At 61.2% G+C, this 17317-nt stretch carries 9 protein-coding genes; 5 read left to right on the forward strand and 4 right to left on the reverse strand.

Translation table 11 applies throughout. From position 1 onward, the window contains the following. The first annotated feature begins 16 nt into the window (after nt 1-16). On the forward strand, nt 17-1504 hold the full coding sequence (locus J3U87_RS15165) for an AAA family ATPase (protein WP_237383896.1): 1488 nt from the start codon (nt 17-19) through the stop codon (nt 1502-1504). 1014 nt (nt 1505-2518) lie between these two features. Here J3U87_RS15165 and J3U87_RS15170 read toward each other — a convergent pair. Next, nucleotides 2519-3679, reverse strand: a complete 1161-nt coding sequence (locus J3U87_RS15170; RefSeq protein ID WP_237383897.1) for an ankyrin repeat domain-containing protein — start codon at nt 3677-3679, stop codon at nt 2519-2521. A 532-nt stretch (nt 3680-4211) separates the two neighbouring features. On the opposite strand from J3U87_RS15170, the gene J3U87_RS15175 reads away from it, so the two are divergent. Beyond that, a complete protein-coding gene (locus J3U87_RS15175; RefSeq protein ID WP_237383898.1) occupies nt 4212-7598 on the forward strand; it encodes an amidohydrolase family protein in 3387 nt (1128 codons plus the stop codon). Nucleotides 7599-7900: 302 nt separating this feature from the next. Here J3U87_RS15175 and J3U87_RS15180 read toward each other — a convergent pair whose 3' ends face one another. Next, nucleotides 7901-9004: a DUF6174 domain-containing protein gene (locus tag J3U87_RS15180; protein ID WP_237383899.1), complete on the reverse strand. Its 1104-nt coding sequence runs from the start codon at nt 9002-9004 to the stop codon at nt 7901-7903. 536 nt (nt 9005-9540) lie between these two features. On the opposite strand from J3U87_RS15180, the gene J3U87_RS15185 reads away from it, so the two are divergent. Next, nucleotides 9541-10938, forward strand: coding sequence for a type IV pilus twitching motility protein PilT (locus J3U87_RS15185; RefSeq protein ID WP_237383900.1), 1398 nt, complete (start codon nt 9541-9543; stop codon nt 10936-10938). Nucleotides 10939-11038: 100 nt separating this feature from the next. Here J3U87_RS15185 and asnB read toward each other — a convergent pair whose 3' ends face one another. Next, complete coding sequence (asnB, locus tag J3U87_RS15190; protein ID WP_237383901.1) at nt 11039-12928, reverse strand: asparagine synthase (glutamine-hydrolyzing); 1890 nt, start codon at nt 12926-12928, stop codon at nt 11039-11041. A gap of 66 nt (nt 12929-12994) precedes the next feature. Beyond that, a complete protein-coding gene (locus J3U87_RS15195) occupies nt 12995-13993 on the reverse strand; it encodes a UDP-glucuronic acid decarboxylase family protein (RefSeq protein WP_237383902.1) in 999 nt (332 codons plus the stop codon). Nucleotides 13994-14446: 453 nt separating this feature from the next. Here J3U87_RS15195 and J3U87_RS15200 point away from each other — a divergent pair, with 453 nt between their 5' ends. Both J3U87_RS15200 and J3U87_RS15205 read left to right on the forward strand, forming a co-directional pair. After that, the gene (locus J3U87_RS15200; RefSeq protein ID WP_237383903.1) at nt 14447-15991 is read left to right on the forward strand and encodes a B12-binding domain-containing radical SAM protein; all 1545 of its coding nucleotides are present in this window, start codon (nt 14447-14449) and stop codon (nt 15989-15991) included. 73 nt (nt 15992-16064) lie between these two features. Then, nucleotides 16065-17117: a class I SAM-dependent methyltransferase gene (locus J3U87_RS15205; RefSeq protein WP_237383904.1), complete on the forward strand. Its 1053-nt coding sequence runs from the start codon at nt 16065-16067 to the stop codon at nt 17115-17117. Nucleotides 17118-17317 lie beyond the last annotated feature (200 nt).

Consider the following 17317-nt stretch of genomic DNA (forward strand, 5'->3'; position numbering starts at 1 on the left):
GGGATAGAGAAAGACCATGCTGACCCGGCTCAAAGTCAAAGGATTCAAGAACCTGGCGAATGTGGACCTGTTTTTCGGGCCCGTGACCTGCGTGGCCGGTGCCAACGGCACGGGCAAGTCGAACCTGTTCGATGCGTTGCGGTTCCTGGGCGATGTGGCCGGTGAGGACCTGGTGACCGCGGCTCGGGCGCAGCGCGGCGTCTATGCGGACGCACAGATTCCCCAGCTCCTGTTTCATCGCGAGGGGGCGCGCCAGACCGCCAAGATCGAATTCGAGGCGGAGATGATCGTGCCGCACTCGGGATTGGACGAGCAGGAGCGGGAAGTACTGGCGACCGCCAATCACCTGCGGTACCGGTTGGTGTTGCGTTGGCGCCCCGCCGAAGCGGAGGTGCCTGGCCGATTGGAGATCGAACACGAAGAGCTGGTACCGGTGGCGTCCCGATCGGGAGCCAACCTGCTTCACTTCCCGCACGCCAACCACTGGCGAACCAGCCTGATCCACAAAACGGACAGTGCCGCCGAGAACCAAAAGGGTTCTTTCATTTCCACGGGCAGGGAAAAGGGCAAAAAAGTCGTTTCGCTTCGAACCGATCGCCTGCCGGTCAAGCCCATTTCGGTGCTGACGGATGGTTTGCGTGCGACGGTGCTGTCCAGTGCCCCGTCCGACTATCCCACGGCCTGGCTGGCTCGGCGGGAAATGCAGTCCTGGCGCCATTTACAGCTCGAACCGGAGGCTCTGCGCCGGCCGGTTGCGGGACAGGCAGGCTCGCCCGAAGAGCGGGACGGTGAAGATAAGGCCCTGATTTCCGTGTGGCGGCGGGTGCGTCGCTCGTGGCAGTTGCCGCGCGACGGTTTGGAGGGAGACGGCGGTTTGGAGGGGCGTCTGGCCCAGCGCCTGATCGACCTGATCGACGACGTGCAGGCGATTCGCGCCGGTTTCGACGAGGAAACAGGCCTGACCTGGTTGGAAGTATGTGATCGATCGGGCTTGTGGTTGCCGGCCCACGCACTTTCGGACGGAACCTTGCGATTCCTGGCCTTGGCGCTGCAGGAGCAGGATCCCGGCGCGCCGCGGCTCCTGTGCCTGGAGGAGCCGGAAAACGGGCTTGCGCCCCAGCGGTTGCCGGCTTTGATGGCGTTGCTGCGAGCCCTTGCCGGCGATGTGGAGGACTTCGTCGACGAGTGCAATCCGCCATTGCAGATCCTGTTCACCACCCACGCGCCGGGATTGGTCAGCACCGCGGGGATCGACGAGTTGCTGGTCGCGGAGCTGATCAGCCCAGGCAACGCTTGTTTCCGGTTCCCCCGTGGCAGTTGGCGGAAGGCGGCCCAGCCGAGGCTCAAGCCGCTGCGGGAAGAAGACCTGGCCCCATGGCGCATCGCCGCGCCAGCGGACGAAGGCACCGAAGAGCGCGAGGAGGCGGTGGCCGTCCGACCGGGCCGAGCCACGCGCAAAACCGCACTCGACCACCCCCTGCTCCCGTTCGGCGAACCCACCTGACCCGCATTCGGAGAGGGATACCGTGCCTGTAGGTGGCGCAGAGGCGGTAAGCCTGTCAGCCTGGTTGATCGAAGTTAGTGACTTGAAATAAAAGCGTTACTATAAATGCGAAGCCCGGCGGGATGCGGAAGACTTCCCAATCGAAGTAACCAAAGCAGACAGTGCCCGCATTTCAAAAGCGTTGTCGAGCAGGTAGGTTGGCCCGCTGGGCCGACATTTCGAAGCGACCCAGGCGAGGAGTTCCCGAATGCCGAGAGATTCGTCGTGCCCAGTAGGTACATCCGCTGGATGTACTTTTCGAAGCGACCCAGGCAACGGGTGATCCAAATGCCAATGAGCGAAGCCACTCGCTCCGTATCAAGCCCACACCGAAGTGCGTTGCCTCAGAAGTTCCCGCAGGCTGAGAGAGGCGTCGTCGCGGTACGTTGGGCAAAGGCGGTGAGCCAGCTTGCTCCACCAATCGAAGCAACGTAATAAACCATAGTATGTTACGAAAAAGAGTGAAGCACCAGGTTCCGTGAATGACCCATGCCGAAGCAGATTTTTTGAAAGTACCCGAATGACGAGAAAGGCGCGGCGTCATAAGTTGGGCAGGGGCGGTTGGCCTGAGATCTCGATCAATCGAGGTAAATTGCTCCCTTTCAGCTAGAAGGGATAAAGTGCGAATAATGCGCGGATGGCGGGGTCCGCTATGCAAATACCCTCGGATCGGAGGGGGTGTTTTCATCGGCGGGTGATCCTGCGGAGAGGGTGTGCTCCGCTCTTGTTGATTGCTTGGATTTGAGACCTGCGCCGCTCCATCTACAGGCTTTGCACCGCTCTGGAAAGTAAGGGTTCTGCAAGCGAACGCACTTCGGTGTGGACGTGATGCGGAGGGAGTGGCTTCGCTCATCGGCATTTGGAGCGCCCGATGCCTGGGTTGCTTCGAAATGTCGGCCGGGCCGGCCAACCTACCGCCACGACGGCTCTCTCAGCTTGCGGGAACTCCATCGGCACGCACTCCGGTGGGGGCGATCAGCGGTTGCCGCGCATGGCGGAGGGGGATCCCAGCTCCGACATCAACTCCATCAAGTGCAGGTGGCGGTGGTTGCGCGCCATGTCCATCGCCGATAGGCCCGCCTGACCCGGATCTTCCGGATCCGCGCCGTGCGCCATGATCAGGGTCAACATGCGTTCGTCGTTGTTGGCCACCGCGTGGTGCAACGCCTGGAATCCGTGGCGATCGGTGCCGGTCACGTCGGCGCCGTTTTGCAGTAGCAGTAACGCGATCTGCACGTGCCCCTGGTTGGATGCCAGCACCAACACCGGCATCGCTTCGTTCGGTAGCACGCTGTTCACGTCGGCACCCTGCGCCAACGCGGCGCGAACCAGGGCCGCCTCACCGCGATCCACCGCCCAGATCAGCTTGCCGTCGGCGTCCGCCTTACGGAAATGGGCGGCTTCGTCCGGAGCGTACCCGCTCAAGGTGCGTTTGGTACGCAGGTCGAACGGATCGACCTTGATGAACAGCAAGCCCAATCCCAAACCCACCAAGGCCGCCAGCACCATCGACCACTGGGGCGCCCACGACTGGGACCCGCGGGGCGTCATGCCGTGGAGCGATTGACGTAGCCGAGTACCGGTCGCCCGGTTCTCCGTCTCGAGCGATTCGATCGCCTGAAGGAACCAGAACCGCACGTCCTCGGGCAGATCCAGGTTGGCCGGCAGGCGGTCGCCGAGACGAAAGATGCGCTTCAAATCGCGAATCAAGGCCGGGTTTTTGGGACGGTGACGGGCCAGCAGGCGAACCAGCCAGGTCAGCAGCCGCTCGCGTCCGGCGGCATCGCACCCCAGACGGTCTTCCAAGACCTCCACCAGTTCCGGAACGAGGCGATCGTGCTCGGCGGGCCGGTGCAGATAAATGTCCCGAAACGTGTCGTAGGCTCGGAAGGCGGCCCGGGCCCCGGGACTGTCCGGGTCGGGAATCAGGTAGGCCTCTTCCAAAACCGGCGACTCGCCGCCCGCCACGGCCAGGGCGTATTCTCGGGCCTCCTGCAAACGGCGCAGGTCCTCCGCCTGGTCGTGTGGGTCCACCGTCGAGATACGTTCGTGGAAACCCTCGTTGATGGCCTCCACGTCGCGACAGGGGCTCAGGCCGAGCAGTTGCCAATATCGGTTGTGTTGCAGGGGCGCCATGTCGTGTCCTGGAAGGGAAAGTGATCGGGTGCGCTGTGTCCGAGACAAATTCTATCGGAAATCGGCGGTAGTGAACATCATTGTGATGGTCGGATCCGAACTGGAGGCGTGAGTGAGCTCATCGATGGGCCTTTTTCGCGTCATGAATAGGAGAAGTGTGCCTGTGCGCGACGCTGAATGGGTCGATCGTCGCCTCGATCGGTTTTCGGCCTTGCCAACCGAAATCCAACCTAGTTGAATGGTAAGGGAGCCGTGCCTTGGCGAGTCGGTCAGCGGCGCCGGTTTTATGCGGCGTGGCCCTGCGGTCGACCGAACGCCACCGCGACTCGCTCGCTGAAATGCGGGTTGGGATGCAGTCGTACCTTTTTCTTCGGTCGGACGCTCTGCGTGGTTCGCCGCGCATCCCGTTCACACACGGATCCTCGAAACCATATCTCCCGATACGGCCTTTTTCCAATCCCTCTATGGCTGCGCCGTATCGATCGGATCGTCCAACCACAGATTTCTACCGAATTCAGGGGGGATTTCGCCCATGCGAACCACTTATGATCCATCCGTTCAAGCAGGCGCCGACCGCGCCGGAAGAACGGATTCCCAGCGGCGCTCGTTCGCCGTGCTCCCGCGCCTCATCGGCTTGCTGCTCGTTGCCTTGAGCGCTGCCGGCGGCATGTCGATCGCCGCCGAGAAAACGCCTGCCGCCAAGGCGGAAGTTGCCAAAAAAGAAGAATGGAAGGTCGCCGAACCGGATCTGCCGACCTTCCAGACCGAAATCGATACCCGCGAAGGAACCTGGATGTCCGTCGACGTCAGCCCGGACGGCAAACGCATCGTCTTCGACCTGCTCGGCGATCTGTTCACCATGCCGATCGAAGGCGGCGAGGCCGTGGCGCTGACCTCGGGCCTCGCCTGGGACATGCAGCCGCGCTTCAGCCCGGACGGACGCTGGATCGCCTACACCAGCGATGCCGGCGGCGGCGACAACATCTGGATCATGGACCGCGACGGCAAGAATCCGCGCAAGGTGACCGACGAATCGTTTCGCCTGATCAACAACCCCACCTGGAGTCCGGACAGCGAGTTCATCGCGGCCCGCAAGCACTTCACCGCGATGCGCAGCCTGGGCAGCGGCGAGATCTGGTTGTACCACCGCACCGGCGGCAAGGGGTTGCAGCTCAACGAAAAGCCCAACGACCAGAAGGACTTGGGCGAGCCGGCCTTTTCCCATGATGGCCGCTACATCTTCTTCAGCCAGGACACGACGCCCGGCCCGATCTTCCAGTACAACAAAGATCCCAACCCCGGCATCTACAGCATCAAGCGACTCGATCGCGAGACCGGCAAGATCGAACTCTTCCTGCAGGGTCCCGGCGGCGCGGTGCGACCCACGCCTTCGCCGGACGGCCGCTACATGGCCTATGTACGCCGGTACCACTACAAAACCGCGCTGTTCCTGCACGACATGAAAAGCGGCGAGAACCGCTTGCTCTACGACGGCTTGGACCGCGACCTCCAGGAGACCTGGGCGATTCACGGCGTGTATCCGGGCATTGCCTGGACGCCGGACGCCCGCGACCTGGTGTTCTGGGCCGGCGGCAAGATCCATCGCCTGCGCGTGGAAGACGGCAAGCGCGTGGAAATTCCGTTCCACGCCAAACAGTCCCACACCATGGTCAAGGCATTGCGCTATAAGACCGAAGTGGCCCCCTCGGAGTTCGACGTCCACATGATGCGTTGGGTGACGATCTCTCCGGACGAGAAGCGCGTCGTGTTCCAGGCCCTGGGCCACCTCTACGTGGCCGATCTGCCCAACGGCGAGCCCCGTCGCCTGACCAACCAGAACGACCACTTCGAGTTCTATCCCAGCTTTTCCCGCGACGGCGCCTGGATCGTCTACAGCACCTGGCACGATCAGGATCTGGGTTCGATCCGCATGGTGTCCGCCAAGGGCGGCGTCGGTCAGGTCATCAGCAAAGAGCCCGGCCACTATCTGGAGCCCGTGTTGGCGCCCGACGGTTCGGCCGTGGCCTACCAGAAATCGGTCGGCGGGTACCTGACCAGTCCGTTGTGGTCCAAGGAGCCCGGTATCTACCGCCAACTGCTCAAAGACGGACAGCCCGAAGGTGACCCCAAGCGCATCAGTGAAGACGGGAGCCGTCCCCATTTCGCCAAGAAGGGCGACCGCGTCTTTTTCACCGCGAGCGCCGATAAGGGTGCCCTGCTCCTGTGCAGCGTCGACATGAACGGCTTCGAACGGCGCGAGCACGTGCGCAGCGAAATGGGCGACGAACTGCGGGTGTCACCCGACGGCCGCTGGTTGGCCTTCACCGAACACCACAATGCCCACATCACCGCCATGGTGCCCACCGGCAAGCGCTACAACATCTCTCCCAACATGAAAAGCATGCCGATCACGCGCGTTTCCAAGAACGCCGGTACCTACCTGCACTGGAGCGGCAAATCCGACAAACTGTTCTGGTCGCTGGGCAACCAGTGGTTCGAGCGGGACCTGAAACAGGCCTTCGCCTTCCTGGAGGGCGCGCCCGAATCTCTGCCGGAACCGACCGAGAAGGGTCGGACCATCGCCTTCGAGGCTCCCTATGCGCAGCCCGATGGTGTCGTGGCGCTGACCGGTGCCCGCATCATCACCATGAAGGGTGACCAGGTGATCGAAAACGGGACCTTGATCATCGAGGGCAACCGCATCAAAGCGGTGGGCCCCGCCGGTGAGGTCGCGATTCCCAAGAAGGCCAAGGTGACCGACCTGGCCGGCAAGACCATCATTCCCGGTCTGGTGGACGTGCACGCCCACGGCCCCCAGGGTATCGACGAGATCGTTCCGCAGCAGAACTGGCACAATTACGCCGGCCTCGCTTTCGGGGTGACCACGATTCACGATCCCTCCAACGACACCAGCACCATTTTCGCCGCGGCGGAAATGGCCAAGGCGGGCATGATCCTGGCCCCGCGCATCTTCTCCACCGGCGCCATCCTCTACGGTGCCCAGTACCCGACCCTGACCGCCAAGATCGAGAGCCTCGACGATGCGCGCGAACACCTGAAGCGCATGAAGGCCGCCGGTGCCATCTCGGTCAAGAGCTACAACCAGCCGCGCCGCAACCAGCGCCAACAGGTCCTGGTGGCGGCCCGTGAAACCGGTATGATGGTCGTGCCCGAGGGCGGTTCGCTGTTCATGCACAACATGACCCAGATCGCCGACGGCCATACCGGCATCGAGCACGCCCTGCCGCTGGCCAAGGTCTACGACGACGTGGTCCAGTTCTGGTCCGCCACCGACGTGCAGTACACCCCCACGATCGGTGTGGGCTACGGCGGGATCTGGGGCGAGAACTTCTGGTACGACACCACCGACGTCTTCGCGCACGAGCACCTGCGCAAGTACGTACCCGGTCACGTGCTGGATGCCCGCTCTCGCCGCCGCGTCAAGGCCCCGTCGGAAGAGTACAACCACTTCCGTATCGCCGAGAATTGCAAGGTTCTGGCTGATGCGGGTGTCCGCGTCAACATCGGCGCCCACGGGCAACGCGAGGGTCTGGCCGCGCACTGGGAGATCTGGATGATGGTCCAGGGCGGCATGACGCCGCACGAAGCGCTTCAGGTCGCCACCGTCAACGGTGCCCGCTACCTGGGCATGGATGGCGACATCGGCTCGCTCGAATCCGGCAAGCTGGCCGACCTGGTGGTTCTGGACCAGAACCCGCTCGACGACATTCGCCACACCGAAAGCCTGCACATGGTCATGCTGAATGGTCGGCTTTACGATGCCGACACCATGAGCGAGGTCGGTGAAACCGCCAAGCCGCGCGAACCCTTCTTCTGGGAGCGTTCCGGCGAGGCCCTGCCGTCGATTTCGTCCCAGGTGCACAGCGCCCACGGCTGCGTCTGCACCGCCCACCAGTAACGACCGCCACCCGGCCGACCTGTCACTGATGCCCATCCAGAAACGGAACCGAAACTGCCGAGTTGGTTCGCTGGATGGGCTCGGTATCGGGTCTTAGGCGTCAGGTCTCGGCAAGGAACTCATTCCTAGGTGCAAAGCTGATACTTGATACCAAATTGCACTGAGAGCCTGCCGATTACGAGGTACCGTTTCAAAAATCCGCTGTTTTGGATGCCAACTAAAAAAAGGGCGCGTTTCCCTGGGAGGAACGCGCCCTTTTTCATTGATGGAACGAGCTTGTCGAAAGGTTCGAGCGACCTCGATCAAAGCGGCTCGAGATCGCTGGTCACATAGGTGAGCTCTTCATCGGCCAGGCAGTCCTTGAAGTCGATGAAGATGTAGGTCGGATATCCCAGCTCGGGGTGAAACTCGGCCTCCACGACATCCGCTTCGTCGAGGTTGTCTTCGATGAAGGAGAACAGTTCGTACACCGATTTGTAATGGGCCACCCGGGAAACGGGCACCTGACCCTCGTCCTCGCGGTAGGTGAGCGAAGTGATTTCGCCAGCGACGTACTCCGCCACCACGTCTCGGGTGTAGGTATCTGAACAGAAGCAACGACGCGACTGCACGAACCGGTACGCATTGTTGAACGACTGCTGGCCCCATTTTTCGCGGGCTTTTAGCAGCTCGGCGCGGAGCTCTTCGAACGAGGGGTAGGGATGGGCCAGATTACCGATCAGGAAACTGCTCTCCTTGTTGGCGTCGAGGGAGCCTTTCAGGCCCAGCGTGACCACCGGCAGAAGCGAGTTCAGTTCCACGAAACTGTTGGCGACCGGGTTGAACATGGTGCCCAGGTTGAGGGTCGTCTTCTCACCCGGATTCAAGAAAATCGGGTCGGCTTCGGCCAACATCTCGCCGCTTTGGGCGTGTTGCTTCAGGGTGAGCCGCGTGGCTTGGCAGGTGTTGTTGATGACCACGAAACCGTCGAAATTCTGGGTCCAGTCGGCGGTGTAGACGCGCCAGCGACGTGCGTTCTCGTGGACCGAGGGGATGTAGACCGCGTTATTGGGTTTGGCCTGCGGCTCGTAAATCAATCCTGCGAAGATGCCCTCTCTGGCGGGAAACAACAGGTAATCGGCGTCCTGGCCCTCGGTTACTTCCGTCACGGTTTTTTTGATGGTCGCACCCGCGGGCACCGGAATGACCCCTGACCAAACGTGCTCGCCGCTCTGACGGCGTGCGTCCAAAATGAAATCGACGGCCGCGTCACCGCGGTTCTCGACAACGATATAGGTCTGGAAGCTGTCGGTGTCACGGGCCACGTGGGGAAGAATCTCGTAACGCGTGAAGAGCTGTGCATGGAGCGGTTGCGGAAAAAGAGCGATCATCGAGGTGACAAGTAGTGATAAGTTCATCCATTTCATGGAAACGACCTCCTGAATTGTGGGTGCCTTCCTGTTTTGCAATCGAGAAGCCAGGAGTGGGTGGTCTGACCGAAAGAGGCGCGCGAGGCCGCGATGGGGTACCTGCGGCAGCGGTCGCGAATCCGCGCGGCGCGGGAATCGAGCTCGGTTCGGAGTCGTCGCGAACCCGGGATTCGGGACCCTTTCGGAGGCCGCGAACCGGCGCCTCACAAGGGGCTCGGCGGTCGAAATCGGTTGTCAAATCGCGACCTGACGCGAAGCCAGGTTCGAAAAACCTAACCTCTTCTGAGAAACAGGTTTCGGTTTTCCAGAGAGTTCAGAATCTGATATATTGAAGGACCGCCTAATACGATTCTACTCCAATCACGGCGATTTGCGAGGACTCCTTTCCCAGATGTCATTTGGTGCCAGCGTCGGCCGCAATGCCAGAAAATGAATCATCGTGCCAGCATTTGTTGCGGGTTTGAAACCGGCCGACGGGTTTTTGTGTGCATCGAATGGATGCCGTTAGCGGGATGCGTCCTCAGGGGGTTTATGTGATTCAACTCGATGATTTGCTCAAGGAAATGGTGGCGAAAAACGCTTCGGATTTGCATCTCAAGCCCATGAGGCCGCCATTGTTTCGCCGCGACGGGGTGCTGCTCGCCTCCGAGCACCCGCCGATGCGGCCCGAGGAGATCAAACAGACCCTGGACGGTATCCTCCAAGCCCGTCACCGTCGCGAGTTGGAAGAGAAGCAGGCCGTCGACGTCGGCTATTCGGTCAAAGGGGTTTCCCGCTTTCGCGCCAACATCTTCATCCAGCGGGGTACCTACGGCGCCGTGTTCCGGCGCATCCCGATCCAGATCCCCAGCCTCGAGGACTGGGGCCTGCCGGACATCATCGAAGAGTTCACCAAGCTTCACCAGGGCCTGGTCCTGGTGACCGGCCCGACGGGCAGTGGCAAATCGTCGACCCTGGCCGGCATGATTCGCCTGATCAACGAAACGCGCCCGGTCCACATCCTGACCATCGAAGACCCCATCGAGTTCTTGTTTCGCGATCAAATGTCCGCCATCACCCAGCGCGAGATCGGCATGGATACACCCACCTTCCAACAGGCGCTGCGCAACGCCATGCGTCAGGATCCCGATGTGATCATGGTCGGGGAGATGCGCGATACCGCCACCATGGAGACCGCCATCACCGCGTCCGAGACCGGCCACCTGGTGTTGTCCACCCTGCACACCAACAGTGCCAGCCAGTCGATCGACCGCATCATGGATGCGTTCCCCTCGTCTCAGCAGAAGCAGGTCCGCATGCAGCTTTCCCAGGTCATGCAGGCCATCATCACCCTCAAACTGCTGCCGATGAAAAACGACGCCGGCCGCATCGCGGCGGTGGAGCTCTGCCGCAATTCGCCGGTGATTTCCAAGATGATCGCCGAAAACCGAATCGGGGAAATCGACGAGGAAATGGCGAAATCGGTAAACTATTACAAGATGCAAACCATGAATCAGTCGATGATCGCACTGGTCGTCAACGGCAAGATCACCGTCGAAACGGCAATGGCATCTTCTCCCAATCGGGAAGAACTCGACTTGGCGCTTCGCAAAATCTTTTACAAATCCCAAGAAGGGGGACCGCAGATGGGTGAAAGTTTTTCCGATTTTTCCAAGATCGAAGAGTTGATGGAATCCAAGCGTTTGTACACCGAGCTGCAGGACAAGTTCCAATTCGAAGTGGAGTCGCGCGAAACCCGCGTCCGCGAGTTGGAAGCCGAGTCGCAACAGGCGGAGAACCGCTTGCAGCAGGCGTTTCAGCAGTTGGACCGGTTGCTCAAGGAGAAAGAGTCGCTGGTGGCCGAAAAGGAAAAGATGCGCGAGTTCTACGAGAAGAAAATGGCCTCGCTGCGCAAACAGTTTCAGGACCGCCTCAGCCAGGGCCGCAAATAACGATCGCTGCCGGGCCGCCCAAGCACCTCCGCGCTCGAAGGCCGTCCGGAGCGCGGCATGGCTTCGAGTCCCGGGCGGGGAACTCCCTGCCGGAACCTTCTTATCCGCAGGCGGCCACCGGTGCCGGTCGTTCGATGAACGCCTGGTACCAGAGCACCATGCTGACCCAGCGAAAGATCTGGTCGGAGTAGTTGGCTTCACCCGCCACGTGCTGACGCAACAGTTTTTCCAGACGCTCCATGTTGAAGATGCCCATCCGGCGGCTGGAATCGTCGAGCAGGATCGGGAACACGATGTCTTCCGCGTGGTCGCGCAACCAATCGGCGATGGGTGAATTGAAGCCGATCTTGTACCGGCGGTCGAGCACTTCGTCGGGCACCACACCGCGCATGGCGTCGCGCAAAATCTTTTTGCCCAGGCTGTCGCGAAACTTGAAGCTGCCGGGCAGCGTGAACGCGAATTCGACGACGTTGACGTCGAGGAACGGCAGGCGCGATTCGAGGCCATGGGCCATGGAGATCGCGTCGCCGTAATGGAGCAGGTTGACCAGGTGCTCCATTTGAATGCGCAGGTTCGCGTTGACGCGGTCGTAACTGGGGTGGGGCGTTTCGAACCGGGGCAGTTTGGGCGGGTCGGCCCAGGCGCCCTGGTAGACGCCGGCATCGCCGCGCCAGACCTGGAACAGGTGATGGCTCCAGGGCATCATGCTGCGTACCAGCATCAAAAAGTAGAACTTGGGTCCGAAGTTGGTGCCGATCTCCTTCTCGAACTTGGCGGTGGTTCTCAGGTTGCGGATATCCTTCATCACGGCACCTACCTTGCCTTTGCCGAGAAGGTCGCGGAAACGCGAGTAGATGACGGTGGTGAGGTAGCCGGCCAACAGTTCGTCGGCGCCTTGCCCCTCGAGCAGGACCTTCACCTTGCGGCGCGCCGCCTCGGTGATGTTCCAATAGGAGAGAATCGGCGATGCCGCGTGGGGCGATTCGAGGTGGTGGAGGCAGAGTTTCAGACGCGAAACGACCTCGCCCCCTTCGATTTTGATGCCGTTGGGGCGCAACCCCAACGATTCGGCCAGTTCCTTGGCCATGGGGAACTCGGAGCGGTGTTGCGATTCGAACATGGAGGTGAAGGTATCCAGGTCCTGGTGGACCCGGCTGGCGAGACAGGCCACGGCGGAGCTGTCCACCCCGGACGAAAGCGTGATCCCGACGGGCACGTCGCTGCGCATGCGCAGGCGAACCGATTGGGCCATGCGGTGGCGCAGCTCTTCGGCGGCTTCTTCGTAGCTGATCTGGTGGTTTTGTTCTTCGGGGTATTGCCAGTACCGGCGAATGGTCACCTCGCCGTCTTCCACGATCAGCAGGTGGGCGGGCGGCAGCCGCGAGATGCCTTCGAAACAGGTTTCCGGCGTTTGCGCGCCGATCCTCTTGCGCATGACCAGATTCAGGGAGTTCCAGTTGGGGCGTGCCAGTTCGGGGGCCACGGCGAGGATCGACTTGATTTCGGAGCCGAACAGGAGCCGATTCTGGTGCACGGTGTAATTGAAGGGTTTGATCCCGAAACGATCGCGGGCGCAAAACAGGCGGTGTCGGCGGTTGTCGTAGATGGCGAAGGCCCACATGCCGTTGAGATGGTCGACCACGGCGTCGCCCCAGGCCGCGTAGCCCTTGATCAGGACCTCGGTATCGGAAGCGGTTTGGAACTGGAACCCCAGGGCGATCAATTCTTCGCGTAACTCGAGATAGTTGTAGATCTCGCCGTTGAAGACCATCGACAAGCCGGCTTCGTGAAAGTGAAACGGCTGGTTGGAGGCCTCGACCAGGTCGATGATGGCCAGGCGGACGTGGGCCAGACCGACACCCGGCGCGGCCTGGACGTAGCCCTCACCGTCGGGGCCGCGGTGCTTCATGGCCGCGATCATGCGCGTCAACTCGTGGTTTTGCACGAGCTGGTCGGCTCGAAGATCATAGATACCGGCGATACCGCACATGTAGCCGCCCTCGAAACGTAGAATTCGTTGAAATCAAGTGTATTAGACTTTTCGACCCGAATTATACTACAACGTCAGCGATTCTTCCTGACGGCTCAGCAAATCGTCGAACCAGGAGATCGTCTTCAACAGCCCGTCGTTCAGCTTGGTTCGCGGTCCCCAGCCCAAAAAGGAGCGTGCGCGCGTCAGATCCGGGCGGCGGCGCTTGGGATCGTCCTCCGGCAGGGGGCGATGTTCGATCTTGGAGCGCGAGCCGGTCAGCAACAGGACGCGTCGCGCCAGATCCATCATCGTGATTTCTTCTTCCGAGCCGAGGTTGATCGGCGTGATCAAATCGGAGGGGCCGGCCATCATCGTCGTGACGCCTTGGATCAGATCGTCCACGAAGCAGAAGGAACGGGTCTGGGTTCCCTCGCCGTAGACCGTGATCGGTTCGTTGCGAAGTGCCTGTACGATGAAGTTCGAAACGACCCGGCCGTCGTCGATCTGCATCCGCGGGCCATAGGTGTTGAAAATGCGCGCGATGCGGATGTCGAGATTGTGTTCGCGGCGGTACTCTTCGCACAGCGTTTCCGCACAGCGCTTGCCCTCGTCGTAACAGGCGCGCACGCTGCTGACACTAACGTTGCCGCGGTAGCTCTCGTCTTGGGGAACCACTTCCGGATCGCCGTAGACCTCGCTGGTGGAGGCCTGGATCAGCTTGGCGTGGTTGCGCTTGGTGAGACCCAGCATGTTGAGCATGCCGATCACGCAGGTCTTGATGGTGCGGATCGGGTTCTGCTGGTAGTGAACCGGCGAGGCGGGACAGGCGAAATTGTAGATCTCCTCGGCTTCCACGTAGACCGGCGAGATGATGTCCTGCTCGATGACCTCCAGCCGGGGATGCGCCATCAGGTGGGCGATATTCTTCTTGCTGCCGCTGATGAAATTGTCGATGCAGATCACGTCGTGTCCGGCGTGTAGCAGGCGTTCGACCAGGTGGGAACCGAGAAAGCCGGCACCGCCGGTCACCAGCACGCGCTTTGGACGAGCCTTTGCCGACGGTTCATTTGGTTTTTTTTCCAATGAGAAGCTCCCGGGATCCAGGTTGCCGCCACGCGCCTCGTGCCACTCTAGCCAAAGAATGTGGATGGGTTGAAAAGCATGGATTTCCCTCATTTTATCCCAATCCCCGTACTTCACAAGATCGGGATTCACGGCCGTGGGGGTTGGCCCCCGTTCCGGAGGTAACTCGACCGTTTTCAAAGTATTCAGGTGCCCGGCGCGGTCGATCGCGGGGAGCCCGTTCGCGACGAGGTTTTGGCCCCACGACAAGGGGCGTCCGCCCGGCGTGTAACAAGGGTGGCGTCATCTCTAATGACTCGAGCGGTTTTGGCCGAAGAGACAGCCAGAGTTCGTTAGAATGTCATCGAAAGCCAACACGAAACCGAAACAATCTCCACGGCTGGTCACATGGCGGGAACCCGGACGGGGCCTGGACCAAGGCGAATCGTGGAGCCGGCGAAACGGGCCCCACACATGAATCATCGCGCGACCCATCCCCGATCCAAACACCAACTCGAAGTGTGTTTGGTCATTCCGCCCTCGATCTTCCTGCTCGACGAACGGGTGTTCGTCAACCTGGGTATCCTCAAAGTGGCCGCCATGCTGGAACAGGGTGGTATTCGCGTGGCCGTCCTGGATCTTTCGGGCATCGAGAATTACCAGGACGTGGTTCGCGATTTCATCGCTACCGTCGGCGCGCCCGTGTACGGCATCACCTCCACCACGCCGCAAATGCCGCAGACCAGCCGGGTCGTGGACTGCATTCGTCAGCACCAGCCCGATGCCCGCCTCGTTTTGGGCGGGCCGCACGTCACCCTGGTCCACACCGCCTACAAGAAGGAGCACCGCCAGGGGGTCGAAGGCCGTGCCACGCGCGGGTTCGCCACCCTGCGCGAGATGTTCGACGTGTTGGTTTGCGGTGACGGCGAAGACGCGATTTTCGAGGCGATTCAGCCCGATTCTCCGCCGCTCATCGACGCCAACGACAAGAAATCACCGCTGTTCATGAGCAACGGACGCTACAATGCGACGCCCTTTCCCGCCCGCCACCTGGTGGATCTGGGCAGTTACCGTTACAAGATCGACGGCTTTCCCGCGACCAGCCTCATCGCCCAACTGGGGTGCCCCTTCGCCTGTGGTTTCTGCGGCGGACGCGAGGCGCCGTTCCTGCGCAAGATTCGCACGCGTACCACCGAATCCATCGTGCGCGAGGTGGAGCAGATTCACCGCACCTACGGCTACACCGGGTTCATGTTTTACGACGACGAGTTGAACGTCAATCCCAAGATGACCGAGCTGATGGACGAACTCACCCGGTTGCAGAAGAGCCTGGGCGTCGAATTCCGGTTGCGCGGCTTCGTCAAGGCCGAGCTGTTCACGGCCGTTCAGGCCGAAGCCATGTTCCGCGCCGGTTTCCGATGGTTGCTTTCCGGTTTCGAATCGGGAGCGCCGCGAATCTTGGCCAACATGAACAAGAAGGCCACCCGCGAGGACAACGCGCGCTGTCTCGCCATCGCACGTGAGGCGGGCATCAAGGTCAAGGCACTGATGTCGATCGGTCATCCCGGCGAGTCGGCCGAAACCGTGGCCCAGACCCAACAATGGTTGCTGGACACGAAACCGGACGATTTCGATGTCACGATCATCACCACCTATCCCGGCACGCCCTATTACGACCATGCGGTTCCCTTGGCGGGCAAGGAGGGCGTGTACGTCTATACCATGCCCAAGACCGGCGATCGGCTCTACGGCCTCGAAATCGATTACAACCGGGTCTCCGACTATTACAAGGGCGATCCGGACGGCGGCTATCGCGCCTATGTCTATACCGACGACCTGAGCTCGGAGGCGTTGGTAGATCTGCGCGGCGCCATGGAATCGGAAGTGCGTGCGTCGCTCGGGATTCCCTTCAATCCCGCCCAGGGCGCCCTGCGGTACGAGCACTCGATGGGCCAGATGGGTCCTGGCACCCTGCCGACCTCCATTTTGCGCAGCTCGATCAACAAGACCCCGGCCTGACGAGATCGTGCGGTTGACCGTGCGATCCGCGATCCTGTGAACTCGTGCCCGGCATGAAAGAGGAAGTGTTCGCTTGAATTCTGGAAAAAAAACCATTCATCGCGACGAGTTGGATCAGACCCTCAATCGCGAAGACCCGTTGGCCTATGTGCGCCGAACCGGTCGCGACACGCTGGAGGAGCGTTTTCGCGCCTTCGCCAATGCGTTGCCGCGAACCGATGACGGCGGTTTGGATCCGGCTTTGCTGTGCGATCGCCCCTGTCCCCTGTGCGCCTGCCGCGATTCCGAGGAGCTGTTCACCAAATACGGCTTCCCGATCCACGCCTGTGACCGGTGTGGTTTCGAGTTCGCCAGGCCGATGTTGGATCCGGACCGCGAGCTCACGCCCGCCGATCGGGAATGGACCGAACGCATGGCCGCCGACCACCTGGCTTTCATCACCAAGTCCTTCTACCGCGACTGCGCCACGCGGCGGTTCGAGTACGAGCTCCAGCAGGTGCTTTCGCTGATCGAAACGCTGCCGTCCCGACCCGCGTTTCTCGAGGTGGGATCGTCGATCGGCCTGGGTTTGTCGGTGGCCGCGCGGTACGGCTTCGAGGTCGTGGGCGTCGAACCGGATCGCGGAGCGGCCGACTGGGCCGAACGCTACGGGTTCGAGGTTCACCGCGACTACTTCCGCGCCGACCTGTTTCCCGACCGCAAGTTCGACGTGGTCATGACGCTCGACGTGTTGGAACACGTGCCCGATCCCGTCGGCTTTTTGCGTGAAATCCGTAAAGTGTTGAAGCCAGGAGGCTTGGTGCTCGTTCAGGTGCCCAATGCAGGGGCGCTGATCACTTGGTTGGAGGGGTCGCGCAACCAGATCTACAACGGCCTGATTCATCTCAACTATTTCGATCCGGCCAGTTTGAACCGAACGGCCCTGACCGCGGGTTTGAATCCGCGCCGAACCACCAGTTTCCTGTCGGAGCTGGGCAAGATTCTGGCCTTCGATCGCGACCACATTCGAGAGGTCATCGCGCGGCATCGACCCGATTTGGTGGACGGGTTCGAGCTGCACCAGGATTGGATCAACGATTCCGGCCTGGGCTACAAGGTGTTGGGCATCTACGCCGAGCCGGAGTAGGCTGCTTTCCCTTAGTTCTCCATCCCGATCGGCGATGACTTCGACATAGGTTAGCGAGTCCTCGGAGTTCCCGCATTTACGGGAGAGGTGTCGTGCCAGGTAGGTGCGACCGCTGGTCGCACATTCCGAAGCTCCTGCTTCTATTGGTGCTTCGCTCTTCAGCGTTTCGGTTCTGCGCAGCCTTGATCGCTTCGAAAAGT

Source organism: Sulfidibacter corallicola, from assembly GCF_017498545.1.
In the GTDB taxonomy this organism is placed as follows: Bacteria; Acidobacteriota; Holophagae; order Acanthopleuribacterales; family Acanthopleuribacteraceae; genus Sulfidibacter; species Sulfidibacter corallicola.